Origin of the sequence: Bacillus sp. FSL W7-1034, assembly GCF_038593365.1 — a bacterium.
Lineage (GTDB): Bacteria > Bacillota > Bacilli > Bacillales > Bacillaceae > Bacillus > Bacillus altitudinis.
Genome location: NZ_CP151989.1, coordinates 733,768 through 759,859 on the forward strand (window position 1 = coordinate 733,768; position 26,092 = coordinate 759,859).

The following is a 26,092-nucleotide window of genomic DNA, read 5'->3' on the forward strand; positions in this document are numbered from 1 at the left end:
CGGTTTTTACCTTTTATGATTCATTCCATTTCGCTATGGTCTGATCGCTTGGCAGTAAGAAGGCTAGGATGCCTAATATCGGTAAAAAGGCGACACCAATCATGGTAGGTGTTAAACCGACTGCATCAATTAATGAGCCGAGGGCAACGGATCCAATCGCTCCCATACCAAACGCAAGCCCAACAGTTAAACCAGACATTGTACCAATTTTCCCGGGAAATAGTTCTTGGGCATAGACCACGGTGACAGAGAAGCTTGAGGTCAGAATGATCCCAATGAGTCCAAGTAAAACATAAGCAAAAACTGGTCCGGCAAATGGGAGAAGCAGGGCAAGCGGAAAGGATGCTAATAAAGAAATTAAAATGACGGTTTTCTTGCCGAAGCGGTCTGCAAGCGGCCCGCCTAAAAATGTCCCAATCGCACCCAATATAAGAAATAAGAAAATATAAGTTTGTGATTCTTTAATCGTCAAACCATATTGTTCAATCGCATAAAACGCATAGAAATTCGAGATCGCATTTCCATACCAAGAACGCGCGAAAATAAGAAAGACGATAATGCCAAGTGCTGTGAGCGCTGACTTGCGGTGAAGTTCAGATCTTGCTGCTTTTGCAGGCGCTTTTTTCGCTTGTGCTCGAATGGTTTGAAGTCTTCCTGCGTACCATCTTGAAATATAAAGAAGGAAACCGACAGCAATCATTCCAACAATCGTAAACCAAGCCACACCTGGCTGACCGAGAGGGACGAGCATTAATGCAGCGATTAGCGGAGCAAAGGCTTGACCTGTATTTCCACCGACTTGATAGATGGATTGAGCAAGACCCCGTCTAGGACCAGCTGCCATGTTGGCAACCCGTGAGCCCTCTGGATGGAAAATCGCAGAGCCGAGTCCAATAAAGACGACGCACAGTAGGATGGTCGCAAATGATGGTGCAAACGCAAGGCCGAGAATGCCGACAGCACTTGAAAATAATGCGATAGGCAGTGCATAGGGCATCGGCCGTTTATCTGTGTACCACCCGATCGCAGGCTGCATGACAGAGGAGACCATATTTAATGTAAAGGCGATTAGCCCTAATTGAGTAAAGGTCAGCCCCATTGAGCGTTCTAAAATAGGGAACATGGCAGGAATCACGGCTTGCAATGTGTCGTTGAGCATATGGCAAATACCAATAATCAATAAAATAGGATAAACCGTTGAACCGGTGACCGCTTTTTGAGGTTTATTCTTTGTTTGAGCAGCAATAGCCAATGAGACTTCCTCCTTTCATTCAACTTGTTTTCTTTTTTTCATTCTCCTCATTTTATTCATAAGGTGAACTATAAAACAATAGCAAATTGTCATGATTTAGAAAAAAAGAGACACATGCGCTTGATGGAGCGTGTGTCTCTAAAGGGTTATTTATAGAAAGAAGCGATGACAGGCTTCATTTTTTGAATGACAAGTCCACTGCCTCCACGGTTTTTCACACCTTCAATCATGCCGACGAGGACATAATCTTCTTTTTTAGGATTAAACGCAAGTAAAAATCCATTTTCAGTACCGTCTGTCGCACCTTGTTTGCTCTTTAGTTCCGCTGTTCCGGTTTTAGCGGCTATATCAGCCCCTTTTATTTGCAACGAGTGAGCGGTTCCGTTTGAATTGGTGACGACTTGAGTTAGTGCATCCTTCACCGTATTTGCTGTATCTTCTTTGATGATCTGTTTTGGTGATGCTGTTTTTTCATCCTGAATGACTCGAGGGTACACAAGCTTTCCTCCTGTTGCAAATGGAGAATAGGCATGTACTTGTTCAATTGGAGACATGAGTAATTCTCCTTGGCCATATGCTGAGTCGGCAAGTAAGATGTCTGATTGGATCCCGTCGTTAGACACTTGTGCCGGTTTCATTGTGAACGGCATGTTTAAATCATCACCAAACCCAAATGTTTTCACTTTTTTCTCGTAAGTATCTTTGCCGATTTCAAGGGCTTCCTGTCCAAAATAAATATTATCTGAGTACACGAGGGCATCGACCATATTGACTTGTTCTTTGTCATGAACCCGTGTAATGCGATAATTTCCCCATGATTGATCCTTTTGCCATTTCAGCCCATGAATGGTGCGCACTTTATTAGGTTTTGTGACACCTGTTTCCAGTCCAATTGCTGCTGTAATGGTTTTGAATGTAGATCCTGGTGCATATCTGCTCGCATACCGAGCTTGGAATGGGAGATCAGGATTTTCACTGTATGCTTGGTATTGTTTAGGCGTGATCCCGTTGGTCATTAAATTGACATCGTAAGAAGGGGTGCTGACAAGCGCTAATAAATCACCTGATGATGGATTCATAATGGTGACAGCCCCTTTTTCACCTTTCAGCTGTTGATAGGCTTTTTTCTGTAAAGATGCATCAATGGTCAGCTTGACTGTTTTTCCGTCTTTTCGGTCTGTTTTTTGTAATGTTTCTTCAATACCTGTTTCATCATGGATAATGAGGATGCTTCCGCCATCTTGTCCTCTTAAGTTCTTGTCAAATGTGAATTCAAGGCCGGTTTTGCCGATGATTTGATCCGCTTTTAAAGCTGGATTTCTTTTGATATCATCCGCATTTGCTTTTCCCACATAGCCTGTCAGATGAGCAGCGGCTTCGTTATATGGATAGTAGCGCATTTCCTTCGTTTGATAGGTGACGCCATTTATGTCTTTTGGAATCGGCTTTTGCTCTAACATAGACTTTAGCGGGACAAATGTGTCATCTGTGACCCATGCTTGTTTCAGCTGATTTTGAATCAGCTCTTCATCTATATCAAAAGCGCTGCTGATTTTTTTGATGTTGCTTTCTTTTTCCGTGCCTGTCCCGAGCTTTCCAGGGATGATGCCAAGTGCGTGTCCACCAGTTGTTTCTGCTAACGTGCGCCCTTTTCGATCCACAATATTTCCGCGTACCGCAGGGTCAGCTGTCACTTTGATGGTGTCACCCTTTTCCATTTGCGGGAAGATGAGATTTGGTTTCCAGTCTACTTTCCACTCGTTATCCTCTTCGGAGAGAATGCCATTGTAAGAGAGTTTGTTCAGTTTTCCAAGTGACGTTTTCATCGTGACTTCATAGGTGAATTGATACCCATTTCCTTTGTCCTGTTTTTCTACGTTGACGTTTGAGACGTTTAGATCATTCGCACCGATGCCGCTAAAGATATGATCGTATTTTTCGGCAAGTTGTTTTTTAGAAAAGTCATTGGCTTTCAGAGAGCCGCTTGTGACCTCATTTGCCAATTTTGTGAATTCTTTTTTCTCCAGATGTTTCGTAAAGGATTCAGCGGCTTTCAGCGCCTCTTTTTCTTTTGAGAAAAGCGTATCTTTTAAGAAAAAGAGAGCAGCAGCAATCGCGATGATGCTAAGAAGGGGAATGATGACTTTTTTCTGTTTCCAAAATGATTTTCGTTGATCTGTATACAATGAAAACACCTCAATTTTTGATTAGATCCTCTATAGTTTACAGTTACTGTGTAGGATTTGTATAGTTTCTCCTATGAAAATAGACCAAGTCATGAAGTGGAAATATGAAGCAAGACACAGTTGCTACTTAAGGATCTCTTCATTTTTTCTTATGATTTAAAGGATTTTTTATGTGATCATCGAATGTGAAAAATTAGAAAAGATTAAAAGCGTTTTCATGAAGGAGGAATTGTGATCGTTTATAATAAAGTGAATCTGACTGGACTTGTTCTTGGACCGATCTTCTTTTTGCTTATTTTTTTGCTCATTCCAGAAAGTGAATTGACCTATGCACCAAGAGTGGTACTGGGCGTTACGGCTTGGACTGCGACATGGTGGGTCACAGAAGCTTTGCCTATACCGGCTACCTCTTTATTGCCCATCATCCTTTTGCCAACACTTGGCGGGCTATCGATGGAGCAAACATCAAGAGCTTATGGAGACCCGATTGTTTTTATGTACATGGGCGGATTTATGATTGCCATTGCTATTGAAAAATGGAATTTACATAGAAGAATGGCCTTACATATTTTAAACATCATTGGCACAAGAAGTGACCGCATTGTATTAGGGGTTATGATGGCAACGGCCTTTTTATCTATGTGGATTTCAAATGCAGCCACAGCACTGATGATGCTGCCTGTGGCACTGGCTGTGATTAAAGAGGTGAAGGCGAACGATATTTTGTCTGGTGCATCTCTTGACCGATTCAGTAAAAGCATCCTATTATCAGTCGCTTATTCAGCCTCTATTGGCGGACTGGCGACACTCGTTGGGTCTGTGCCAAATGCTGTTTTTGCAGCGATGTCAAAAAAGCTGTTAGATCGAGAAATTATGTTTTTTGAATGGTTTTTGTTTGGTTTTCCGGTGGCGGCTGTTCTGCTCATTCTCTTATTTCTGTATTTGACCAAGATACAGTTCAAGGTAGAGCACACAGGTGAAATGGGAGCGGCGTTTATACGGAAGGGTTTAGAGGATTTAGGCAAAATGAAACAAGAAGAAAAATGGGTTTTTGCTATTTTTCTTATGACGGCTTTTTTATGGATTTTTAAAATCTTTTTGTTTGGCGGGCTTCCTGTCTCGGATACGTCGATCGCAATCTTTGGGGCGATGCTGTTATTTCTCATTCCAGCGACAAATGGAGAGAGAATACTAGAATGGCAGGATATGAAGCAGTTGCCATGGGGGCTTTTGCTTTTGTTTGGAGGCGGGCTTTCGCTCGCTACAGGATTTGCGGAAACGAATCTAACAGGATGGATCGGGGAAAATTTACAGCATTTAAATGGGCTGTCGTACCTCATGCTGCTAATTATTTTAACGGCTTCTATTTTATTTATGACCGAAATTATGTCTAATACAGCAGTTGCGAACATGATCATTCCGATTACAGTAGGGCTTGGACTTGCAATTGGCATGGAGCCGTACGGCTTAATGGCTGCGGCTGCGTTAGCTTCCTCATGTGCGTTTATGTTGCCAATTTCCACACCGCCAAATGCGGCTGTCTTTAGTGCGGACGTACTGAAAATATCTGATATGGTCAAGGCTGGCTTTTGGCTAAATGTGATCAGTATTGTAGCGATTGTGCTTGCGGTTTATTTCTGGCTTCCTGTCGTGCTGAGATGAAGACTTTGATCGAATGGAGACTTTTGGTGTTTTTGTTTCTTTTGGCTTCGGTACTGAAGCTGCCTTTTTGAGGTGCGGGTCCTTTGGCGTGTAATAGGTGGCCCCAATGTTGAGTCTGCCTTTAAGCTGATCAATGGAAAGCTCACCAAACTCTAAATGGTAGTCAATTTTGTCCACATGCAGTGATTCAATGTGAATGTGCGTATCCTCCGAGACAGGCGGAGCAGGTGCAGACATTTTCTGCTCAAGAGCGGTGAGTCTTTTTTCCAGCTCGACGACAGATGGGGATGGACTGGTTTCGGTTTTTTTAAAGAGTGATTGAATGAAATGTTTCAAGTGGACCACAACCTTTTCTTTCGCCTTGCTCTAGTCTATGGAAAAGCTGCCCGGTATATACTTATAGAGATACATGAAAGGGGAGAAGTGCATGCTGCCTACACGCATTCAGATTACCCATATGAAGACGAATACGATTGGTACAGGGTCCTCGATGACATTCGGTTCGACGATCGTACGAAATCACTGCTCGACGATCAAAAGAAACAATGGTTTTGGTGAACAAAATGCCGATGGCGTGATCACGATCTTGCCGATTGAAACAATTGATGATCGTGATCTAATAGACGCAGTCAGTATCAATATTCGTCATCTATGATGATCGCAGTTGCTTTTCCTTCATCCTTTTGCAGGCGAATGTATAGCACGCCGTCTTTAAAGGCCGCATTCATTTGACCAAGAATCATATCTGGGAGCCGAATTTTTCTTTCAAACGGACCATACTTTCCTTGTTTTTGGCGAAAATCTTGTTCGTTAAAAAAGGAAAAACGCTGTCCTTTTACAATTAAATATTCACCATATGACAGCACCTGAACATCTTCCTTCCGGTAGCCAGGCAGATAAATTAAGTACTGAAATTCAGTAGGGGTTTCCACAATGTCGACTGGTGGAAACGATGCATCTGTTCCTCGCTGATCTTGCTGCGAGAATGTAAAGGGAGACGGACCATTTGCCATAAAGGGAGATCTTTGCTCATCATCGAATATCATTTTCCAAAAATCATCTCCATGCATTTGCTGGGCAATGTCCATCCACTGCTTCATTTTTTCGAAGTCCATGTGAAGACCTCCTGTTAACATACTTGATGGGTGCTCGCATATACCTATAAAAAGGAGGTTTATCTGTGGTTCAACCAACTCCGTATATCAATATTAATATTTTCATGTTAAAAATTAATTCCTTTGAAAATGCGTCGGCGGTGAATGTCGGACAAAATTTGTTAGCAGAGTGGCAAAACTCAGATAAAAAAAATCAGGGGTACGGACAGAATTTTGGAGATGCCAGCGGTTTTGTCGGAACAAAGAGCCATGTAGATGATCGAGATCAAGTGGACTCACCTGCCTCTTTTTCGCCAGCAGCTAAACCTATTCCAAGGAAGTGATGTGTGATGTTATTCTCACCCTCAGTCGTCAATGTCGGTGCTTTTAAAATCAATGCAATGGATCGGGGGGCATCACTGACGCTAGGACCTTATCAGCAGATCGATTATTTTCTCTCGATGAAATTGAACCAGGGTTTTGGTGAGGACAATGGAGATTGTTCACCGCTTGTCATTCCGATTTCAAGCGTACTCGATCCAGATATGGTGGATTCGAATTCAGTGAAAAACAGTGTGATTTAAACAAAAAAGAGACCGGGATACCCCGTGTCTCTTTTCTATTGTGTTTGATTCAGATGGCTTTTGCGTCTTGCATAGGTGAAGTACACAACGACACCAATGGCTACCCAGATGAGGAAGGCTCGCCATGTCTCCCATTTCAGTGTGGCAGCCAAGATCATACAAATGACCGCACTAATGATGGGAAGGACAGGAACAAAGGGTACTTTAAACGCTGTTTTCATATTCGGATGTTTTTTCCGGAGTATGATCACAGCGATCGAGATCACCGTAAAGGCCGCAAGTGTACCGATGCTGACTAAATTAGCAAGTGTTGATAAGTTGACGAAACCAACGATACATGCCGCAACAGCGCCTGTCAGCCAAGTGTTGGCAACCGGTGTCTTCGATTTTGGATGAACGTTTGAAAAGATTTTCGGCATGAGTCCATCTCGGCTCATAGCAAAGGTTAAACGAACCTGAGCGTAGACAAGTGCAATTAACACTGTCGTAATCCCGATAATAGCACCTGCCGATATAATACCAGCGACACTATTTAGACCAACCACTTGTAAAGCAAAAGCGACAGGGTCACTGACATTCAGCTTCGTGTAGTGAACCATGCCTGTTAAGACAAATGAAACCCCGATGTATAAAATCGTACAAACACCGAGCGCACCAATAATTCCGATCGGCATCGCTTTTTGTGGGTTTTTGACTTCTTCAGATGCATTAGCGATTGCATCAAATCCAAGGTAAGCAAAAAAGACAGTGGCCGCTCCTGCAATCACGCCATGGAAGCCCATTGGCATAAAAGGTGTCCAATTTTCAGGTTTAACGTAAGCAAAGCCTGAAATGATAAAGAGGAGGACAATGGCAATTTTGATGAGCACAATGATGTTATTCAGCTTCGTGCTCTCTTTTACGCCTCTTGAGACAATAAAGGTAATGAGTAAAATAATGAGTGCGCCTGGCAGGTTAAAGATGGCCCCATCAGCGGCTCCGGGTGCAGCCGATAAAGCCTTCGGTATATGCAGACCGAATCCACTGAGCAGTGATTGAAAATAGGACGACCATCCACTGGCAACAGCAGAGAGGGCAATCACATATTCAAGCATGAGATCCCAGCCCATTAAGAAGGCGAGAAACTCCCCAAGTGTTGCGTAAGAATACGTATAGACACTTCCTGACACTGGAATGGACGAGGAAAATTCAGCGTAGCAAAAAGCAGCAAGGGCGCATGCGATCGCAGCCAAAATAAAAGATATAATAATCGCAGGTCCCGCATCTTTCGCAGCCGCAACCCCCGTTATCACAAAAATTCCAGTCCCGACCACACAGCCAATGCCAAGCAAGATTAAATCAAATGTATTCAAAGAACGGCTCAGCCGCTTCGTTTGACTTTCAAGCATGAGCTGGTCGAGAGACTTTTTTCTAAATAAAGAACTCATGTTGACCTCCTAATGGATAAATCTTTTCGTAAGACGAATGTTAGTATATGCGTAAATGACAATTTAGTCAATTGGTTGAAAAACGCTTTAAATCGCTAAAGTATTAAATGTCACAAAAGGCTAATGTTTATCAAAAGACATCCGCCGTCATGTGACAGGCGGATGTGATAACAGGAGATTTACGTTTGTTCTGCAAATATTTTTTCATTGTACAGCACACTCGGATGGGTTGGGTAATGGGCTGAGGATGCAAGATGATGGGTTTTGGCTTGAGCCAAATCACCGAGCTGATAATAACAATAGCAAAGCTGAAGGTGAGGATACCATGTTTTATATTGTGTCAGTGTAAAGGCTGTTTCGATTTCAGGTGCCTTCAGTGCCTGCTCATACCAATAGATGGCCGCTTTGTATTTATTTTGTGCTTTGAAATGATCCCCAATCCGGCAGCAAAATTCTGGACGGGGCTGATCATATAAGAAGGATCGCAATAAGGAGGATAAGGCGGCTTCCTCAAAACCGACTGCATAATAGCAGTCAGCTAAATTTTGGCATGTGCGAATTTCATCCTCAATCCAGCATTGTTTTGTGGCTAAAAATTTGTGATAAAAACGAATCGCTTTCACATGCTGCTTGTTATCTCGTAATTCATTAGCGAAGTAAAAGAGATCGCGAGGCGTCATCTCTTCGCCTTTTGCAAGCATGTTTTCATAAATGCGCAGATTGCGTCCAGGCTCTCCAGCGGTTGTTTTCTTACGCTTTTGATGGGTGACGGCGATATTAGCCGGTAAGATGTTGCCATACACCTGAAGAAACTCATGAACGGCCCCGTACCACTGAAAGTTCAAGGCACGTTTGACGAGCCGGTTTCTTCTATATTTAAAATTCACCTGACCGTCCTCACTAAATCCAACGTGGTAAAACATCGAGACGGCATCTACTGCGGGATCAAGCGTCTGTTTGAGCTGAAGCAGTTTTTGCTGGTCCTCTTCAAGTAGGACATCGTCGGCATCCAGCCATAAGATATACTCTTTTGTCGCATGGGAAAAAGCGAAATTGCGTGCTTTTGCAAAATGCTGGACCCATTCAAAGTCGAGTACCTTTGCTGAAAAGGAGTGAGCAATGTCCTTTGTTTGATCTGTTGATCCTGTATCAACAATGATCATCTCATCTACAATGTCTTGAACAGAAGACAGGCAGTCAGCCAAAACCTCCTCTTCATTTTTCACAATCATACATAAACTAATGGTTATCATCTTTAGATCACCTCTTCATAGTGTATCGAGCATCAAAAGGAAACATTCTTTTCAGCAGCGGGTTTTTTTAAAACTAGTTTTCTGCTACTGGCTGATTTAAAATAAAGGAAGAATCTATGTAAGGGCTGATAAAATGAGTTTATTGAATGTAGAAGGATTATATAAAACCTATGGCGAAAAAACGCTGTTTGATCATATCTCTTTTCATATAGAACCAAAGGAACGCATCGGGTTAATTGGACCGAATGGAACAGGGAAGTCAACGCTTTTAAAAGTCATTGCAGGACTTGAATCATTTGAGGAAGGCGACATCACAAAGGCAGGGACACTTGATATCGAATTTCTCGAGCAAGATCCTGAAATGAGCGGGGATGAAACGATTCTCGACTATATTTTTTCAGGAACAGCACCAATGATTCAAACAATGAAAGCCTATGAAAAGGCGCTGGCTGATTTAGAGCATGATCCACAAAACGAGGCAAAACAAGAAGCGCTTATGCGTATGCAAAATAAAATGGATCAGGACGACGCATGGGATGCGAACCTTTCGGCGAAAACGATTTTGACAAAGCTTGGCGTTAAAGATGTGAGCCGATCTGTTCATGCGTTATCAGGCGGACAGAAAAAGCGTGTGGCGATCGCCAAAAATTTAATCCAGCCTGCGGGTTTGCTGATTTTAGATGAGCCGACAAACCATCTAGACAACGCAACCATTGAATGGCTTGAAGGATATTTGAGTCAATACAGCGGGGCTGTCATTCTTGTCACCCATGATCGTTATTTCTTAAACCGTGTCGCCAATCGGATTTATGAATTAAATCAGGGGCAGCTTTACACATATAAAGGAAATTATGAAGTCTTTTTAGAAAAAAGAGCGGAACGAGAAGCAGATGCTCAAGTAAAAGAAACGAAACGTCAAAACCTGCTTAGACGTGAGCTTGCATGGCTCAGAAGAGGGGCAAAGGCTCGAACGACAAAGCAAAAAGCACGTATCGGCAGAGTGGAAGAGCTGAAGGATCAAAAGGGACCTGATGCAAAGGGAGAGCTTGATTTTGCCATCGGTTCTCACCGGCTTGGAAAACAAGTGATTGAGGCAGAAGAGATCAGCATCACATTTGCTGGTCAAACCCTTGTGGACCAGTTCAGTGATTTAGTCGTGCCAGGGGATCGTATCGGATTTATCGGACCGAATGGAGTGGGCAAAACGACTTTACTCAATTGCCTGGCGGGTAAAATCGAACCGACGAATGGACAATTGACCATTGGACAAACAGTCCGCATTGGCTATTACACGCAGGACCATAACGAAATGAATGAAGAGCTGAATATCATTGATTACATCAAAGAAACAGCTGAAATTGTCAAAACGGCAGATGGCGTCATTGTGACAGCAGAGCAGATGTTGGAGCGATTTTTATTCCCTAGATCCATGCAGCGCACGTTTATCCGCAAGCTGTCAGGGGGAGAGCGCCGCAGATTGTATTTATTGAAGGTATTGATGGAAGAGCCGAATGTTCTCTTTTTAGATGAGCCGACGAATGATCTTGATACAGAGACGCTCAGCATTTTAGAGGATTATTTGGAGCAGTTCCCAGGCGTAGTCATCACCGTGTCGCATGATCGTTATTTCTTAGACCGAGTCGTCCATCGTCTGCTTGTGTTTGAAGGAAATGGACGTATTTCACACTTCCAAGGTGCTTACAGCGATTACATGGAGCAAGAAAAAGAACAGAAGCGGACAGAGACAAAACCAGCTGAAAAACAAGTAGAAGCTGCACCGAAAAAGAGGAAAAAACTATCCTATAAGGACCAGCTTGAATGGGATGGGATTGAAGATCGGATACAAGCACTAGAGGACAAACACCAGCAGCTCGAAGCCAGCATTGCTGAGGCTGGCAGTGATTTTGGGAAAATTCAAGAGCTGATGGACAAGCAAAAAGCCGTCGCTGAAGAACTAGAACAAGCAATGGACCGCTGGACAGAACTGTCACTGATGATTGAGGAATTAGAAAGTAATGAAAAATAAAGGTTGGCAAAAAAACTGTAGAGACATTCTACAGTTTTTTTTGATAAGAACATTTGGCATAAGCATCGTGCTGGTGAATGGATTCTTCATTTCGGCACTCAACTTGAAACCCTTTGATCCAGTTTTGTTCGTACAACTCTGCCGCAATTAATCTCGCAACATCCTCTACAAAACGTGGATTTTCATAGGCCTCTTCTGTCACGTGTTTTTCATCTGGTCTTTTGAGTACAGGGTAAAGGGGCGCACTCGCATTAGACTCGATGATCTGCAGTAGATCTGCTTTCATGTCATCAGGGAGTTGACCTTGTTCAAACAGCTCTACCTGAATAGATACAGTGCCGCGCTGATTATGTGCGCCGTATTCACTGATTTCTTTTGAACAAGGACATAACGTTGTCACTTGAGCAATGCAGCCAATATGACAAATCCATCCGTTTTCTTCATGAAAGTGGATGTCATATTGCACGTCTGCATGCATCAAACCGGACTTTCCGCTGATGGGACTCTTTTTTTCCATGTACCACGGAAAGGAAACTTGAATCGAGGCAGATGGCTGATTCATATGCTTGGCAAGCTGTGCTGTCAATTCTTTTAAGGAATCCACATCAACCGGCTTTCCGCTCTCATAAAAGGAGTGAAGCTGCTCGGTGAGACGGCTCATATGAATGCCTTTTTGATGAGCTGGCAAATATGTACTCAGCGTAAAATCAGCGGAAGAGGTTTGGTGCTGTGGAGCCGTTTTAGACAAAATATGTACAGGGTACGACACACGGCAAATTCCGACCTGTTCCAGATCAAAATAAAAGTCCTGTTCGGTTTGTTGGATGTCTATCATGTCCTCTTTTTGACAAGGTTTTGTTCTAGCGCTTGGCGGGACAGAACCGAATTGTGCGTGTCGTTCTTTTTTGGATGGAAATGAACGCATAGGGTACCTCCTTTAAAACGTAATGATTCCTATTTATTCTGCATCAAACCACAACAGAAATCAAGTGATCAAACATTAACGTTTACGTTAAGGTCATAAAGGTGTATAATAAAACATGAATTGATGAGCAGGAGGCACTGGTGATGGAATGGATGAAAATTGATCAAGTGGCGAAAAGAAGCGGTCTGACGAAACGGACCATTCGTTTCTATGAAGAGATTGGTTTATTATCAGCACCAAAGCGGACAGAGGGCGGTGTCAGACTTTACTCAGAGGATGACATGGAAGAACTGGAGAAAGTGATGCAGGCCAAAGAAGTACTTGGCTTTTCTTTACAAGAGCTTCAGTCGTTTATGGAAATAGGAAAACAGCTTGAGCTGAATAAAGAAGGCTACTTGCTGTCACTTGACCCGAAGGAACGATTAGAGAAACTGTTAGATATTGATGCGCAGCTGACTGTGCAGCATCAATTGATTACAAAAAAGCTAGAAACGATTCAATCCTTTAAAAAGGATCTTGAAATGATGAAAGAAAGAGCGGCTCATGCGATTGAGCAATTACAAAAATAAACACCTCAGTGTGTTTATTTTATTTTGTTAAACAACTGTAGGAAAGGTTCTGATGGAATGAAGGAAGAAGAAGTGTTGAAACAGCGTACGAGTCTGCTTAGACAGCCAAAGGCCGTCTGGGCGGTGGCCTTTGCTTGTGTGATTTCATTTATGGGCATAGGGCTTGTAGACCCGATTTTGCCTGCCATTGCATCACAATTAGATGCATCTCCAAGTCAGGTCTCTCTTTTGTTTACGAGCTATTTGCTTGTCACCGGCTTTGTGATGTTTTTTACCGGTTTTATTTCTAGTCGTATTGGTGCCAAATGGACGTTATTATTAGGACTCATCTTTATTATTGCCTTTTCTGCTTTAGGCGGTACTTCTTCAACCATTAATGAATTAATTGGTTTTAGAGGCGGATGGGGCATTGGGAATGCCTTATTTATTTCAACGGCATTATCAGTGATTGTCGGTGTGTCTGTTGGCGGAAGTGCGAAAGCCATCATTTTATATGAGGCGGCACTAGGTCTTGGGATTTCTGTCGGGCCGCTCCTTGGCGGTGAGCTTGGAACGATCTCTTGGCGTGGGCCATTCTTTGGTGTGGCAGTGTTAATGCTCGTTGCTCTTTTAGCCATTACCTTTATGCTGCCACCTATGCAAAAGCCGCAGAAAAAGGTGAAGTTATTTGAAGCTGTTGGAGCCTTGAAATATAAGGGGCTTTTAACGATGGCATCTGCTGCTTTCTTATATAATTTTGGATTCTTTGTTCTTTTAGCTTATTCGCCATTTGTGCTTCATCTTGATGAGCATGGTCTTGGCTATGTCTTTTTTGGATGGGGATTATTTTTGGCTGTGACATCTGTCTTCTCAGCGCCGGTCATTCATCGTAAATTGGGTACATTAACAGCTCTTGTTGTTCTCTTTGCTTCGTTTGCTGTGATTTTATTCGGCATTGGAATATGGACATCACATGTGGTCGTGGTCATTTGCGGTATTGTCATTGCTGGGGGAATCCTCGGCATGATCAATACGGTGCTTACGACGGCTGTGATGGGATCAGCTCCTGTTGAGCGTTCAATTGCATCATCTTCATACAGTGCTGTACGATTTATTGGTGGTGCGATTGCGCCTTGGATTGCGGGAGTTCTCGCTGAAACTTACACAGCAAGCACCCCTTATTATGTAGGGGCGGCTGTTGTTCTCTTAGGAATGGTCATCCTGCTTCTTGGCCGTAAGCATTTGGTGAATATCCAGGCAGGTCATTAATAGAAAAAAGCCTCATATCTTTTGAAAAGATATGAGGCTTTTTTGTCGTTATAATACTTTGGTTGTCCAGGATTCACAATTCCAAGTTTCAGTGGCCACATCTTGATAAAATTCAGGTTCGTGGGAAATCAATAGGACGCTGCCTTTATATTCTTTTAACGCGCGCTTTAATTCTTCTTTGGCATCGACATCCAAGTGGTTTGTCGGCTCATCGAGAACAAGTAGGTTGGTTTCTTCATTGATCAGCTTACAAAGGCGGACCTTCGCTTTTTCACCACCACTTAAAACAGACACACGGCTTTCAATATGTTTTGTCGTTAAACCGCATTTGGCAAGGGCAGCTCTGACTTCATATTGTGTGTACGATGGGAAGGTGCTCCACACCTCTTCGATACAAGTGTTGCTGTTTTGCTCTTTTACTTCTTGTTCAAAGTAGCCTATATGCAGGAATTCTCCGCGTTCCACCTCACCAGAAATGGGGGAGATTTCTCCAAGAAGACTTCGGAGCAGTGTCGTTTTTCCGATACCGTTGGCACCGTATAACGCAATTTTCTGCCCGCGTTCCATTTTTAAATTCAATGGACGAGAGAGCGGTTCGTCATACCCAATGACTAAATCCTTCGTTTCAAAAATCAATTTCCCTGATGTGCGTGCAGGTTTAAAGTGGAATTCTGGTTTTGGTTTTTCTGCTGCTAATTCAATCATGTCCATTTTATCGAGTTTCTTTTGACGAGACATCGCCATATTTCGAGTGCTGACACGTGCTTTGTTTCTCGCGACGAAATCCTTTAGTTCAGCTACTTCTTGTTGCTGCCTTTTATACGCTGCCTCTAGCTGCTGCTTTTTCACTTCGTACACTTGTTTAAATTGATCATAATCACCAACGTATCGCGTGAGTTCTTGATTTTCGACATGATAAATCAAGTTAATGACACTGTTTAGGAACGGGATATCATGTGAAATGAGGATAAATGCATTTTCATATTCCTGCAAATAGCGCTTCAGCCACTCAATATGCTGTTCATCTAAATAGTTGGTCGGCTCGTCAAGAAGAAGAATTTCAGGCTTCTCTAACAGCAATTTCGCAAGCAGTACTTTTGTCCGCTGTCCGCCGCTCAGCTCTGTCACATCGCGGTCCAGCCCGAGATCTGTTAACCCAAGACCTCTTGCAATTTCCTCTACCTTGGAATCAATGATATAAAAATCATTGTTCGTCAGGGCATCCTGAATGACGCCTACTTCTTCTAAAAGCTTTTCTAGCTCATCAGGATCTGCTTCACCCATTTTTTCGTAAATGTCATTCATTGCGGCTTCCATTGAGAATAAATAATGGAATGCATCTTGAAGGACTTCACGAATGGTTCTTCCTTTTTCAAGCACGGTATGCTGATCGAGGTAGCCGACACGGACATTTTTTGCCCATTCGACCTTTCCTGCATCTGGCTCAAGCTTGCCAGTAATAATATTCATAAACGTTGACTTTCCTTCACCGTTGGCGCCGATCAAGCCGACATGCTCGCCTTTTAATAACCGGAAGGAGACTTCGTGGAAAATGGCTCTGTCGCCAAAGCCATGACTTAAATCTTTAACAGATAATATCATTTTTTACACCTCAAATAGATTCAAAACGGCTAGTGCCTCTCATGATTATATCGAACTGTACGGCTCGATAAAAGCATCAAAAGAAAAATTGCGTTTCAAAGCTGATTTTGAGATACTTAAGGATAGATTGAATGAGGATAAAGGAGATCAACATGACGGAAAATTGGGCATTTTTGAAAGAAGCAAAGCCATTTATTCAAAAGAACTTTGAAGCGGCTGGCTTTGAGAAGCCAACAGCGATACAAGAACAAACAGCAGAGTGGATTACGGAAAAACGCGATGTGATCGCAGAATCACCGACTGGAACAGGGAAGACCCTAGCGTATGTTCTGCCGCTTTTAAATAAAATTGATGTGAGTATCAAACACCCGCAAGTCTTAATCTTGGCACCTTCAAGAGAGCTTGTGATGCAAATTTTTGATGTTGTGCAAGAGTTCAAACAAGGTTCAGACATCAAAGCTATTTCCTTAATAGGTGGGGCAAACATCAAGAAGCAGCAGGAAAAGCTAAAAAAACACCCGAATATCGTGGTGGCGACACCGGGTCGCGTACAAGAGTTAATCAAAATCAAGAAACTGAAAATGCATGAAGTGAAAACGATCGTGTTAGACGAGGCAGACCAGCTTCTTGTCCCAGAGCATATGAAAACGATCCAAGCGATCATTAAATCCACATTAAAAGAAAGACAAATCCTTTGTTTCTCTGCGACGTTGAAAGAGGAAACCGTTCAACAGATTAAAGACATTGCATCTGAACCAGAAGTATTGAAAATTAGCAGAAGCCAAGAAGAAGCGCAGAAGGTAGGGCATTATTACCTGTTATGTGATCAGCGTGACAAGGTGAAATTACTGCAAAAGCTATCACGGCTTGAGGACATGCAGGCACTTGTCTTTGTGCGAGATATTACGAATTTGAGCATTTATGCAGAAAAATTAGCGTATCACCATGTCGACCTTGGTGTGCTTCACAGTGAAGCGAAAAAAGCAGAGCGAGCTATCATCTTAAAGGAATTTGAACAGCGTGAATTCCCGCTTCTTCTTGCAACAGATATCGCAGCAAGAGGGATCGATATTGACGATCTGCCTTACGTGATCCATGCCGACCTGCCAAACGAAGAAGGCTATATCCACCGTTCAGGCAGAACCGGCCGCGCAGGAAAAGAAGGGGCTGTTATCAGCCTAGTCACACCTCAAGAGCATTCAATGCTTAAAAAAATGGCGAAAAAGCTAAATCTTTCGCTTCAGGAAATTGTTTATAAGCAAGGTCAGCTGCACCTTGCGCCCAAGCAAGCATAAAAAAAGGACCCTTCCACATGGAGGGTCCTTTCTTTTTATGAAACTTTGACAAGTTGTTTTCCGACATTTTCCCCTTTGAATAGTCCAAGGAATGCATCTGGAATGTGGTCAAAACCTTCGATAATGGTCTCTTTGTAAGTCAGTTTGTCTTCTTTTACCCATTGTGCGAGATCTTTTGCCGCCTCTTCAAAACGATCAGAGTAGTTGGCAACAATGAAGCCCTGCATCAATGCACTTGTTTTAATGAGTTTTGTTTGCACACGAGGGCCAATGTCTTCGCTTGCACTAATGTTATAAGAAGAAATGGCGCCGCAGACTGGAATACGTGCAAAACGGTTCAAATGATTCATTACAGCATCAGAGATTTCGCCGCCCACATTGTCAAAATACACATCGACACCGTTTGGACAGGCTTTTGCAATGGCGTCATCTAAATCATTTGTTGTTTTATAATTAATGGTTTCATCAAAGCCCAGTTCTTTTAAATAAGCCAGCTTATCATCAGATCCGGCAATTCCAACGACGTGGGCACCTTTGATTTTAGCGATCTGTCCGACAACAGAACCAACGGCACCTGCGGCTCCAGAAATGACAACAGTTTCGCCTTCTTTTGGCTGACCAATCGCAAGAAGTCCAAAATAGGCGGTTTGTCCTGGCATGCCCAAAATCCCTAAGTAATAAGATAACGGCGCAATGGATGGATCAATTTTTGTCAGAGACTCTGCTTTGGCAGTAGAATATTCCTGCCAGCCAAGGAATCCAAGTACAAAATCACCTTTCTCAAATTGAGGAGATTTGGACTCGACGACTTCTCCGACCACTCCACCCTGGATCACTTCATTGAGTTTAAACGGAGGTGTATAGGATTTGGTATCTTGCATTCGTCCTCTCATGTAAGGATCTACAGACACATATTTCGTTTGAATCAAGACTTCGCCATCTTGCGGCGTTGGTATATCAACTGTTTCAAAATGAAAAACATCTTTAGTAGGTAACCCTTTTGGACGTTTTGCTAATTGAATTTGTTTTTGTTGACTCATGTCAAATCCTCCCTTTCACTTGCAACCTAGATTTACATTAACATGATGCTTCTTTTCGTTCAAAACATACGGTCTTTTCCAAGCACATACAAAAAAGCAGCCACCATCTAAAAGAAGGGGACTACTTTTTTTGAAGAGAGACAGAAAGGAGCGGCGGGAGACAACCAAACAGTTGATACTCATCCGCATCACGTTCTTTTAATAAATATTCATTTGCATTTTGCATGGAGGCTTTCATCATATCGTGCGTCACAAAAGGAAAAAGGATATTTAAATATGAGGACAACAGGTCTTGTGGATCTTGTTCGATTGACTCGATATCTCCAATGTTAATAATAATAGAAAAGAGATAATCGATGCAGATGTGAAAGTGCTGTTCAGCAAACAAAGTAAGCGGCTTTGCTTTTGATTCTTCAGGATTCCATTTTTGAAAAAGCTGTTTCACCAAATCACTGACAACCCATGCATTAAACTGCTGCTCAGCTGAAAAATAATACATCAGCTCCACCCCATTTCTAGCCTCCAGTATAAGAATTGTACAACAAATGACAAGGAATGAATACGATTTTTCAGAAAATTTAGTCATATTAACAGTCTTTTTGTCAAAAATAAGTCCATAGACGCATTAAGTTCACAGAGTAAAAATGGATGTGCTGGAGGAAGGTTTAATGACAAAAGTGACGGGTAAAAGATTCGTAAGACGTTAAAGGAGGAATAATAAATGAAACCTGTTGTAAGAGAGTATTCAAATGATGAAACACTTCAAAGAGATGTGGAGCAATTAAAACAACTCGGTGTTGCAAGAGAGGACATTTATGTTCTGTCCCATGACGATGATCGAACTGAGCGTATTGCAAGCAACACAGATGCCAATACGATAGGTCCAAAAGAAGTTGGACTCAAGCATGCGGTTGGAAACATCTTTAGCAAAAAGGGAGATGAACTCCGCAATAAGATTCACGAAATTGGTTTCTCAAAAGAAGAAGCTGAGACATTTGAAGAACATTTAGATGAAGGAAAAGTTCTTCTCTTTGTGACTGACCATGAAAAAGTGAAAAATTGGGCATAAACGCCATTGTAAAAAGCCTCTTACTTTTGTAAGGGGCTTTTTTTCATGCTGCGATAATTAAAATCTACCATCTGTCTTTTTCACTATAATAAGAAAGGTTGAAAAATTGGGATAAACAGTAAAATGTCTAATTGAAAATATAGAAATATCAAAGGGTACCATCAAAAAAATGAAAAAAGTAGTGAAAATATCACAAAAAACCATTCGGGAAATAATTATGATATCTTTATTTTTATTTCAAAATGAAATGAAAATCTTGTGTAATTTAGTAGATAAATTTCTTAGTTCTATTGGTTTAAGTTGTATTTTTGTGTAAAAATAAGTGTTTTAAGGTCAAAAAACCACGAAATATACCTGTATTTTCAATTAGAAAATCATTCTAATGTTTAGGAAATAATTTGTTGACAAAATAATCTAAAAACAATATATTTGGCTTAATCAAGTTATTATGGAAGTAGTTGTTAAATTTTCGATAGGTGGATTTCAGGATCAATTCGGTAAATGATGATGCATTAAGACCTAAGGGAGAGCGCTTCTGAGGCAGAGCGATACTGAAGAAATATCTATTAGACAAAAAAATAGATGAAAGATAGCTTAGAATGGTAGATTCGTCTTTCTACTATGCCTATTTCTCAATGATATTGTTCAAGGTATTCAGAGGATCATCATAAAGAAAGCGCTTTCTAAACGATGTTAAGGAGGTGAATTCATATGAAGAAAATGTATAACAAACTGAGGCGCTGTAACAGTTGAATGGCTGTGGTTGTATGTGAAGATGAGTGCTGAAAAAGAAGAGTGACATGTGGGATGCTTCTCTCCTTTTTCAGAAAACAGATTTCCTAAAAAATCCATCTTTCATTTTATCATAAGGCTTTTTGCTTGAAAACCACCTTTATTAGGAAAGGTGATTGTGAATTGAAGGAGGTCACGTGATGAAAAAGGCTTTGTATCATGAAGACAGCGGGTTGTATTTAGAGAAAATGCGCATGGCTTTTCAAGAACACTATGAGCAAAGAACAGATATGTGGTCCACTGATCCATCATTAACAGACGCTGCTGTGATGTCTCTGAAGGCATGGCGTTCCAGGGAAAAGGATGCACTTGCTTCTGTGCTGGATATCGGCTGCGGGAACGGCAGGGCTCTTGAACATTTACAAGGACTGTCGGCATATACCGGCATTGATCTTTATGAGCATGAGGAATGGGAAGGATTAAAGAAGAGAAAAGAGGTTCCTGTCCATTTTTATCATCAAGATTTTATGTCCTGGTCGATGAATCAAGGGCGCGAGCTGACGTTTGATTTGATTTTAGATCATGGCTGCTTTCACCATCAGCACCCTGATGACCACGAACGATACTTAAAGCAGATTTCCTCGCTGCTTCATGAAGGTGGTGTCTTTTCCCTTGTTGTATGGGGAGAAGAGTGGAAAACAGGCTTAATCGGAGAAGATGGACGCTTCCATTTTTCATTCTCAGATACTCAGCTTGGAGAAAAGATTTGTACATCAGGACTTGAGCTCGTTTCGATTACACCATTACAAGCGAAGGCTGGGATCAGCCAGCATCATGTCATTGCTGTCAAAATCTAGTGCAAAGGAGGATAAACGCGATGTTTGATGTGATGGTTCTTGGTGCATACCTAGGCGGGTGTCATGCTTCAATCAATGTAGCTGAATTGAAGTACGGACTATTCATCCAATCAAAAAGGGTACAACCGGATGACGTGCATTTGAAGAACCAGAGCTTCTAGTAAAGGAGAAAGCAGCTCGAAGCTAGCAGAGATATTCTTTTAGAGAAAGAGCATGTCAGTTTCCATTCAAGAATCATCAAATGGTGTTGCTCTCTTACAGAGAATACAGCGTGAAGCTCGATTTCTGCTCCTTTGTACTGGACAAGTGACAGTCTAAAAAGAGTCTTTATGAAAGGTACTGATGGATGATTGGCATCGCACATCTATTCAGCCAGTATGACAGGAAATTTCTCCTGAGCCATGATTCTAGCTGGAACCGGTGCTCAGGATGCAAAGGGAGTGCATACACATATTCATCACGCCATCACTGCGCTGAGAGAGTTCAATGGGGTGCAGTGATGAATAGGGGGAGACAAATGAACAAGTTTGTAGCTGAACTACAATCAATGATTCATCATTTTACATTTCAAGAAAAACACTATTTGCTCGTGGGGCCAGTGAACCTGCCGATCTCTATTGAACATGAAGAAGTGCAGTTTACATGGTATGCCTTTGCGTCTGTAGAAGCTGATACAACGCCAACGGTTGAGTCTATTGTACAAATGAGTACCGAGCAGCAAACATTTTCCTCTTGTCTCCTTTTTGGCGACTTTGAAAATGAAGTGCCGCCGCTTGTGCGAATTCATAGTGTCTGCCAAACAGGGGATGTGTTTGGGTCACTGAAATGTGATTGCGGTCCACAGCTTGCATCATCGCTAAAAAAAATCACCGATTACGGAAAAGGCATGCTTGTGTATATGGCCAATCAAGAAGGGCGCTCTATTGGGCTAATGGCCAAAGCCTTCACGTATAAATTACAGGAAATGAAACTGGATACATTTGAGGCGAACAGGTTGATCGGCTGCGGAGATGATGATCGGCATTACGAGGAAGCAGCGGCTGTCTTGCACTATTTAAACAAAGGTAAACCATTGCATCTCTTAACCAATAATCCAGATAAAGTCGATTCCATTGCTGCTTACGGTCTTCCGGTTTTACGGTTTGATCATACGGTAGAAGCCTCTCTCTACAATGAGGCGTATTTAAAGGCAAAAGCAGCATCAGGGCATATGGTCGATGAGAAGAAATTAATTAATCAGTAGATGAGTTTATTTAAAGAAGGCGGGAGAAAAGCGTGAAACCTGATATCAATTGGATTCAAATCCCAAGCGGCTATGCGACGATTGGAAGTAATGAAGAAGATATGAAAAAGGCATCAGAATTTTGGAAGGACAAACTTCTGAATCCAGCCTATGGCCGTGAGAAAAAATTTCAAAAATGGCTGTACAAAGAATTTCCATCTTATCAGCCGTATATGAGCGAATTTTTCATTTCAGATACGGTCGTCACCAATGAATGGTATCAAAGCTATTGCGACGAGACAGGAAAGCCTTATCCAGAGAGCTTGACGAACCTAGAACTTGGCGGGGGAAAAGACCATCCAGCTTGGGGCATGGACATCGAGGAAGCTTTCTCATTTTGTCAGTGGCTGAGCGGGAAGCTTGGATATGAGGTATCGATCCCTACTGAGGAAGAATGGGAATATGCTGCCCGGGGCAATACGAGACATCAATATCCTTGGGGAGATGAGTTTGATCCCTCTTACTGTAATACGCACGAATCAAATATTGAAAAAACGACACCTGTCCGTCATTACGAAAAAGGAAGATCTCTATTTGGACTATATGATATGGGTGGCAATGTCGAAGAATGGGTCAACACCAAGTATCACATATATGAAGGCGGAATTGAGGTTGTAGATGATTTAACCGAGACACTCGGCAGTGATTACTACATTTTAAAAGGTGGCTCCTTCGCAAGAGGCGGAGATTTATGCAGAGTCGCAAGAAGACACGGGAAACACCCAGACCCTGTTTTTCGATTTACTGGTTTTCGTGTAGTTACTCGTCAAAAACAACATATAAAGGTGGGAGTGTAAAACCATGCATAGAGGACCGATTACATCCGTTTTATCAACTCAGCATGACCAAATTGTCTACACAGGTGGCTATGACCGCTGTATTTATAAATGGGACCGTGCCACGGGAGAAGGAACATTCATTGGCAGTCACGAGCATATCATCAACTCTTTATCCCTTTCGGAAAATGGAACGTATTTAGCGAGTGCATCGTCAGACTATACCATTCAATTATATGATACTAGCACACATACAAGAATTCGTACGCTATATGGTCATGCGGATGATGTGGAAGCTGTCGCATTTGCAAAGCAGGATACGCTTCTTGTATCGGTGTCCAGAGACAGAAGATGCTTAGTTTGGGATATTGAAACGGGAGCCATTTTAAGAGAATTTCATGGACATAGCAAGGATGTATTAGCTGTATGGATTCATGAGGATAAAGCTTATACAACTGGTGATGATGGCTATGTCCTTGTATGGCTCTATGAAACAGGAGAAATTGTAGGTGAAATTGGCCCGTTTGATTATGAGCTGGATACCATCAGCGGCAGCAATCAAAAAGAAGTATTCGCCCTTGGTAGAGACGATGGCACGGTCATCATTTATGATGCCGCTACATTACAGGAGAAAAAAATCATTAAAGCTCATTTACAAGGTGTGAAACGTGTGAATTTTTCGCCGAGCGGTAACTACTTGCTTACAGCGGGTTATGACCATCTAATTAAGCTGTGGAATTATGAAACCGGTGAATTAATTGATACGTTGCTGCCTCATAAATATCAATGGGAGCGCTCGCTTGTTTGGACAGAAGACGAGCAAGCCATTTTAGGAGCCAGCTTTGGGAAAACGTATTGTGAATGGTCAATTCAAGAAGGAAAAGTGATCTCTGATGAGCAGGAATTGGCGACACCTTCTATTAATGATATTGCGTTGACTGAAGCGGGTGATATTATCACTGCATCAGATGACGGAAAATTCAGAAAGAATGGAATCGAAATAGCAAAATCAACAGGTGTTCTCACAAATGGAGTGGCTGTTGCACGGGATGGAAGCTATTATGCATGGGGCGATCATGCGAGTCAGGTGCATATTGTACACGAGTCATTGCAGCAAATGGTCTCTTTTGATCTCAACACAGGTCCTGTCAATAGTGTGTATTTCCATGAGGAGGATCGTCAATTTTATATCGGCACTTATGGCGGTTATGTGCATGTCATTTCGACAGAACACTTAAAGGAAATCGGCCGTTCTAAAGCACATGATTGCGCAGTCAAAGCATTAAAGGTAGAAGGAGATCATATCATCACAGCGGCAGTTGAAGGAACCATCTGTCTTCTCGATAAAAAGAGTTTGTCCTTAACAGCAGAATATATCGGGGCGACAGAGCTGTTAAATGATGTATTTATTGATAGCAAAAGAGATCGTATTGCCATTGTCAGCCGTGATAAAAACGTCCGATTGTTTGATTTGCATACAGGCAGAATTTTAAATCAGCACAACGAGCATCAATATTCCATTAAATCCATCACTGTGACAGACTCTGGCTATATTGTGAGCGGAGACTATTGGGGGTATATTGTGGTATGGAATCCAGAGCTAGATGTCAATACAGGTCCGATTCGAATTGCTAAGAATGGTATTAGTGCCATTAGACAACTAGGAGATGATGTGTATGCAAGCTCATATGACGGTGGTATTTATCATATTCGAGAAGATGGCACACATACGGAAGTACTGCGCTTATTTGAACAATTTCCGAAAGAAGTAATCTCTCATTAAGAAAAAGAATGTAAGCGGGGGATTCTCATGATAAGTGTTTGCAAGGAACATATGAAAAAAGGTCTGACTGTACTCAATTGTCCGCATGTGCTCCTCATTAATAAATATGAATGTCGCAAATGCTGTTTTTGTAAACAACGAGCATCATATAAACTGTTTTATTCCTTGCCTTACTATGATCGATCTGAAAAGAAACGGCTTGAGAAAGTATAGCACATGAGAATAGAACTCCTTCATTTTCTGAAGGAGTTCTTTCCCTTGAGAGAAGAAAGGAGTCCGAGATGAAAGACGATGTTTTTTATATGAAGCTGGCGATTGCCAACGCGAAGGCGATGAAAGGACAAACCTCACCCAATCCGCTTGTTGGTGCAGTGATTGTTCAGAGCGGTGAGATTGTTGGGATTGGTGCGCACATGAAGGCTGGCGAGCCTCATGCTGAAATTCATGCGCTACAAATGGCAGGAGAAAAGGCGAAGGGAGCTGACATGTATGTGACACTCGAACCTTGTACACATCACGGAAAAACAGGCCCTTGCACCGAAGCGATCATCAAAAGTGGTGTGAAGAAAGTGCTGATTGCCACCCAAGATCCGAATCCGGTTGTTGCAGGTAAAGGAATTGCCTTTTTGAAAAAGGCTGGAATTGAAGTGGAGCAAGGTATATGTAAACAGGAAGCAGATCGTTTAAATGCTCCTTTTTTTCATTTGATGCAAACAAACCTTCCTTATGTCATTTTAAAATCAGCTATTTCGATAGATGGGAAAATTGCCACGGCTGAGCAAGAAAGCAAATGGATCACAGGAATAGAGGCGAGAACAGAAGTGCAGCGCTTACGTCAAGAAGCAGATGCGGTGCTGACAGGAGTGGAAACGATTATTCAAGATGATGCCGGCTTAATTGTAAAGGATTCATTCAACCATCAGCCCATTCGTGTCATTTTAGATTCAACATTAAGGATACCGCTTCATGCCAAATGCTTAACAGATTATAGGGCAGAAACCATAATTTGTACATCACAAGATTATGATCATCAAAAGTATCAACAGTTGATACAAAAAGGTCATCAAGTATTTGTCACAAGCGGAGAACACCGGACAGATCTTCAGGATGTGTTACACCTGTTGAAGAAGCGCTCTGTGATGTCAGTGCTTGTAGAGGCAGGGGGCAGTGTGAGTGCATCATTTTTAGAAGCATCACTTGTGAACGAAGCTGTTATCTATATGGCACCTTTGTTGATTGGAGGGAAAGATGCACCTACTTTTTTTGAAGGAGAAGGAGTAAAAAAACTAAAAGAGGCGATCCGTCCAGCGGATATTGAATATAGTATGGTAGGAAAAGATTTAAAAATGACGATGACATTTTAACGATGGAGAGAGGTCCTTGCACGCAGAGTGCAAGACCTTTCAAATTTTTTGATAAAAATAAAATTG

At 42.0% G+C, this 26,092-nt stretch carries 25 protein-coding genes; 15 read left to right on the forward strand and 10 right to left on the reverse strand.

Annotated features, from left to right (window positions below; genetic code table 11):
• Positions 1-13 precede the first annotated feature (13 nt).
• Entirely contained in the window at positions 14-1,252 is a 1,239-nt protein-coding gene (locus NST73_RS03640; RefSeq protein WP_144740868.1) for an MFS transporter, read from the reverse strand.
• 146 nt (positions 1,253-1,398) lie between these two features.
• On the reverse strand, positions 1,399-3,438 hold the full coding sequence (locus tag NST73_RS03645; RefSeq protein WP_342499390.1) for a penicillin-binding transpeptidase domain-containing protein: 2,040 nt from the start codon (positions 3,436-3,438) through the stop codon (positions 1,399-1,401).
• A gap of 231 nt (positions 3,439-3,669) precedes the next feature.
• Between NST73_RS03645 and NST73_RS03650 the strand changes: the two genes are divergently transcribed.
• Complete coding sequence (locus NST73_RS03650; RefSeq protein WP_342499391.1) at positions 3,670-5,100, forward strand: DASS family sodium-coupled anion symporter; 1,431 nt, start codon at positions 3,670-3,672, stop codon at positions 5,098-5,100.
• On the opposite strand, the gene NST73_RS03655 is transcribed toward NST73_RS03650, so the two are convergent.
• A complete protein-coding gene (locus NST73_RS03655) occupies positions 5,032-5,436 on the reverse strand; it encodes a hypothetical protein (RefSeq protein WP_047946782.1) in 405 nt (134 codons plus the stop codon). The two genes, NST73_RS03650 and NST73_RS03655, sit on opposite strands and share 69 nt — an antisense overlap.
• A 91-nt stretch (positions 5,437-5,527) precedes the next feature.
• Here NST73_RS03655 and NST73_RS03660 point away from each other — a divergent pair, with 91 nt between their 5' ends.
• Positions 5,528-5,755: a hypothetical protein gene (locus NST73_RS03660; protein ID WP_017360415.1), complete on the forward strand. Its 228-nt coding sequence runs from the start codon at positions 5,528-5,530 to the stop codon at positions 5,753-5,755.
• On the opposite strand, the gene NST73_RS03665 is transcribed toward NST73_RS03660, so the two are convergent.
• A complete protein-coding gene (locus NST73_RS03665; RefSeq protein WP_342499392.1) occupies positions 5,736-6,215 on the reverse strand; it encodes an Hsp20/alpha crystallin family protein in 480 nt (159 codons plus the stop codon). The two genes, NST73_RS03660 and NST73_RS03665, sit on opposite strands and share 20 nt — an antisense overlap.
• A gap of 65 nt (positions 6,216-6,280) precedes the next feature.
• Here NST73_RS03665 and NST73_RS03670 point away from each other — a divergent pair, with 65 nt between their 5' ends.
• Together NST73_RS03670 and NST73_RS03675 are read left to right on the forward strand one after the other, a co-directional pair.
• On the forward strand, positions 6,281-6,538 hold the full coding sequence (locus NST73_RS03670; RefSeq protein ID WP_008344180.1) for a hypothetical protein: 258 nt from the start codon (positions 6,281-6,283) through the stop codon (positions 6,536-6,538).
• A 6-nt stretch (positions 6,539-6,544) separates the two neighbouring features.
• Positions 6,545-6,778: a hypothetical protein gene (locus tag NST73_RS03675; protein ID WP_008344178.1), complete on the forward strand. Its 234-nt coding sequence runs from the start codon at positions 6,545-6,547 to the stop codon at positions 6,776-6,778.
• A gap of 35 nt (positions 6,779-6,813) precedes the next feature.
• On the opposite strand, the gene NST73_RS03680 is transcribed toward NST73_RS03675, so the two are convergent.
• A complete protein-coding gene (locus NST73_RS03680) occupies positions 6,814-8,205 on the reverse strand; it encodes an amino acid permease (protein ID WP_342499393.1) in 1,392 nt (463 codons plus the stop codon).
• A 179-nt stretch (positions 8,206-8,384) separates the two neighbouring features.
• Positions 8,385-9,458, reverse strand: coding sequence for a glycosyltransferase family 2 protein (locus tag NST73_RS03685; protein WP_342499394.1), 1,074 nt, complete (start codon positions 9,456-9,458; stop codon positions 8,385-8,387).
• Positions 9,459-9,591: 133 nt separating this feature from the next.
• On the opposite strand from NST73_RS03685, the gene NST73_RS03690 reads away from it, so the two are divergent.
• Complete coding sequence (locus tag NST73_RS03690) at positions 9,592-11,484, forward strand: ABC-F family ATP-binding cassette domain-containing protein (protein WP_342499395.1); 1,893 nt, start codon at positions 9,592-9,594, stop codon at positions 11,482-11,484.
• A 28-nt stretch (positions 11,485-11,512) separates the two neighbouring features.
• On the opposite strand, the gene folE2 is transcribed toward NST73_RS03690, so the two are convergent.
• Entirely contained in the window at positions 11,513-12,409 is an 897-nt protein-coding gene (gene folE2, locus NST73_RS03695) for a GTP cyclohydrolase FolE2 (RefSeq protein ID WP_342499396.1), read from the reverse strand.
• 143 nt (positions 12,410-12,552) lie between these two features.
• Here folE2 and NST73_RS03700 point away from each other — a divergent pair, with 143 nt between their 5' ends.
• Entirely contained in the window at positions 12,553-12,978 is a 426-nt protein-coding gene (locus NST73_RS03700) for a MerR family transcriptional regulator (RefSeq protein ID WP_017366797.1), read from the forward strand.
• Positions 12,979-13,035: 57 nt separating this feature from the next.
• Positions 13,036-14,226, forward strand: a complete 1,191-nt coding sequence (locus tag NST73_RS03705; protein WP_342499397.1) for an MFS transporter — start codon at positions 13,036-13,038, stop codon at positions 14,224-14,226.
• A 48-nt stretch (positions 14,227-14,274) separates the two neighbouring features.
• Here the strand turns inward: NST73_RS03705 and NST73_RS03710 are convergent, their stop codons facing one another.
• Complete coding sequence (locus NST73_RS03710) at positions 14,275-15,828, reverse strand: ABC-F family ATP-binding cassette domain-containing protein (protein WP_008343192.1); 1,554 nt, start codon at positions 15,826-15,828, stop codon at positions 14,275-14,277.
• A gap of 152 nt (positions 15,829-15,980) precedes the next feature.
• Between NST73_RS03710 and NST73_RS03715 the strand changes: the two genes are divergently transcribed.
• Entirely contained in the window at positions 15,981-17,123 is a 1,143-nt protein-coding gene (locus NST73_RS03715) for a DEAD/DEAH box helicase (RefSeq protein ID WP_039170359.1), read from the forward strand.
• Between the two features lie 35 nt (positions 17,124-17,158).
• Here NST73_RS03715 and NST73_RS03720 read toward each other — a convergent pair whose 3' ends face one another.
• On the reverse strand, positions 17,159-18,163 hold the full coding sequence (locus NST73_RS03720; protein ID WP_096881116.1) for an NADP-dependent oxidoreductase: 1,005 nt from the start codon (positions 18,161-18,163) through the stop codon (positions 17,159-17,161).
• 121 nt (positions 18,164-18,284) lie between these two features.
• Positions 18,285-18,662 carry a YfmB family protein gene (locus NST73_RS03725; RefSeq protein WP_017366799.1) on the reverse strand — a complete coding sequence of 126 codons (378 nt, stop codon included), beginning with the start codon at positions 18,660-18,662 and terminating at the stop codon, positions 18,285-18,287.
• Positions 18,663-18,884: 222 nt separating this feature from the next.
• Here NST73_RS03725 and NST73_RS03730 point away from each other — a divergent pair, with 222 nt between their 5' ends.
• The 7 genes from NST73_RS03730 (at position 18,885) to ribD (ending at position 26,026) form a co-directional block, all read left to right on the forward strand.
• On the forward strand, positions 18,885-19,232 hold the full coding sequence (locus tag NST73_RS03730; RefSeq protein WP_017360406.1) for a general stress protein: 348 nt from the start codon (positions 18,885-18,887) through the stop codon (positions 19,230-19,232).
• Positions 19,233-20,164: 932 nt separating this feature from the next.
• Positions 20,165-20,821 (forward strand): methyltransferase domain-containing protein, encoded by a 657-nt coding sequence (locus NST73_RS03735; RefSeq protein WP_041506626.1) that lies wholly within the window; start codon positions 20,165-20,167, stop codon positions 20,819-20,821.
• A 20-nt stretch (positions 20,822-20,841) separates the two neighbouring features.
• On the forward strand, positions 20,842-20,982 hold the full coding sequence (locus tag NST73_RS03740) for a hypothetical protein (protein ID WP_274660836.1): 141 nt from the start codon (positions 20,842-20,844) through the stop codon (positions 20,980-20,982).
• A gap of 356 nt (positions 20,983-21,338) precedes the next feature.
• Positions 21,339-22,064, forward strand: a complete 726-nt coding sequence (locus tag NST73_RS03745) for a GTP cyclohydrolase II (RefSeq protein WP_017360404.1) — start codon at positions 21,339-21,341, stop codon at positions 22,062-22,064.
• A 32-nt stretch (positions 22,065-22,096) separates the two neighbouring features.
• On the forward strand, positions 22,097-22,900 hold the full coding sequence (locus tag NST73_RS03750) for an SUMF1/EgtB/PvdO family nonheme iron enzyme (protein WP_024718589.1): 804 nt from the start codon (positions 22,097-22,099) through the stop codon (positions 22,898-22,900).
• A gap of 4 nt (positions 22,901-22,904) precedes the next feature.
• Positions 22,905-24,662 (forward strand): WD40 repeat domain-containing protein, encoded by a 1,758-nt coding sequence (locus NST73_RS03755; protein WP_342499398.1) that lies wholly within the window; start codon positions 22,905-22,907, stop codon positions 24,660-24,662.
• Between the two features lie 281 nt (positions 24,663-24,943).
• Complete coding sequence (ribD, locus tag NST73_RS03760) at positions 24,944-26,026, forward strand: bifunctional diaminohydroxyphosphoribosylaminopyrimidine deaminase/5-amino-6-(5-phosphoribosylamino)uracil reductase RibD (RefSeq protein WP_342499399.1); 1,083 nt, start codon at positions 24,944-24,946, stop codon at positions 26,024-26,026.
• The last annotated feature ends 66 nt before the right edge of the window (positions 26,027-26,092 follow it).

Bases quoted from the DNA above. Each gene is read 5' to 3' on its own strand.
- NST73_RS03725 (WP_017366799.1), bottom strand. From the start codon at position 18,662: ATGTATTATTTTTCAGCTGAGCAGCAGTTTAATGCATGGGTTGTCAGT.
- NST73_RS03705 (WP_342499397.1), top strand. From the start codon at position 13,036: ATGAAGGAAGAAGAAGTGTTGAAACAGCGTACGAGTCTGCTTAGACAG.
- NST73_RS03740 (WP_274660836.1), top strand. From the start codon at position 20,842: ATGTTTGATGTGATGGTTCTTGGTGCATACCTAGGCGGGTGTCATGCT.
- NST73_RS03720 (WP_096881116.1), bottom strand. From the start codon at position 18,163: ATGAGTCAACAAAAACAAATTCAATTAGCAAAACGTCCAAAAGGGTTA.
- NST73_RS03745 (WP_017360404.1), top strand. From the start codon at position 21,339: ATGAACAAGTTTGTAGCTGAACTACAATCAATGATTCATCATTTTACA.
- folE2 (WP_342499396.1), bottom strand. From the start codon at position 12,409: ATGCGTTCATTTCCATCCAAAAAAGAACGACACGCACAATTCGGTTCT.
- NST73_RS03730 (WP_017360406.1), top strand. From the start codon at position 18,885: ATGAAACCTGTTGTAAGAGAGTATTCAAATGATGAAACACTTCAAAGA.
- NST73_RS03665 (WP_342499392.1), bottom strand. From the start codon at position 6,215: ATGGACTTCGAAAAAATGAAGCAGTGGATGGACATTGCCCAGCAAATG.
- NST73_RS03755 (WP_342499398.1), top strand. From the start codon at position 22,905: ATGCATAGAGGACCGATTACATCCGTTTTATCAACTCAGCATGACCAA.
- NST73_RS03690 (WP_342499395.1), top strand. From the start codon at position 9,592: ATGAGTTTATTGAATGTAGAAGGATTATATAAAACCTATGGCGAAAAA.
- NST73_RS03660 (WP_017360415.1), top strand. From the start codon at position 5,528: ATGCTGCCTACACGCATTCAGATTACCCATATGAAGACGAATACGATT.
- NST73_RS03715 (WP_039170359.1), top strand. From the start codon at position 15,981: ATGACGGAAAATTGGGCATTTTTGAAAGAAGCAAAGCCATTTATTCAA.
- NST73_RS03710 (WP_008343192.1), bottom strand. From the start codon at position 15,828: ATGATATTATCTGTTAAAGATTTAAGTCATGGCTTTGGCGACAGAGCC.
- NST73_RS03680 (WP_342499393.1), bottom strand. From the start codon at position 8,205: ATGAGTTCTTTATTTAGAAAAAAGTCTCTCGACCAGCTCATGCTTGAA.
- NST73_RS03685 (WP_342499394.1), bottom strand. From the start codon at position 9,458: ATGATAACCATTAGTTTATGTATGATTGTGAAAAATGAAGAGGAGGTT.
- NST73_RS03735 (WP_041506626.1), top strand. From the start codon at position 20,165: ATGAAAAAGGCTTTGTATCATGAAGACAGCGGGTTGTATTTAGAGAAA.
- NST73_RS03675 (WP_008344178.1), top strand. From the start codon at position 6,545: ATGTTATTCTCACCCTCAGTCGTCAATGTCGGTGCTTTTAAAATCAAT.
- ribD (WP_342499399.1), top strand. From the start codon at position 24,944: ATGAAAGACGATGTTTTTTATATGAAGCTGGCGATTGCCAACGCGAAG.
- NST73_RS03700 (WP_017366797.1), top strand. From the start codon at position 12,553: ATGGAATGGATGAAAATTGATCAAGTGGCGAAAAGAAGCGGTCTGACG.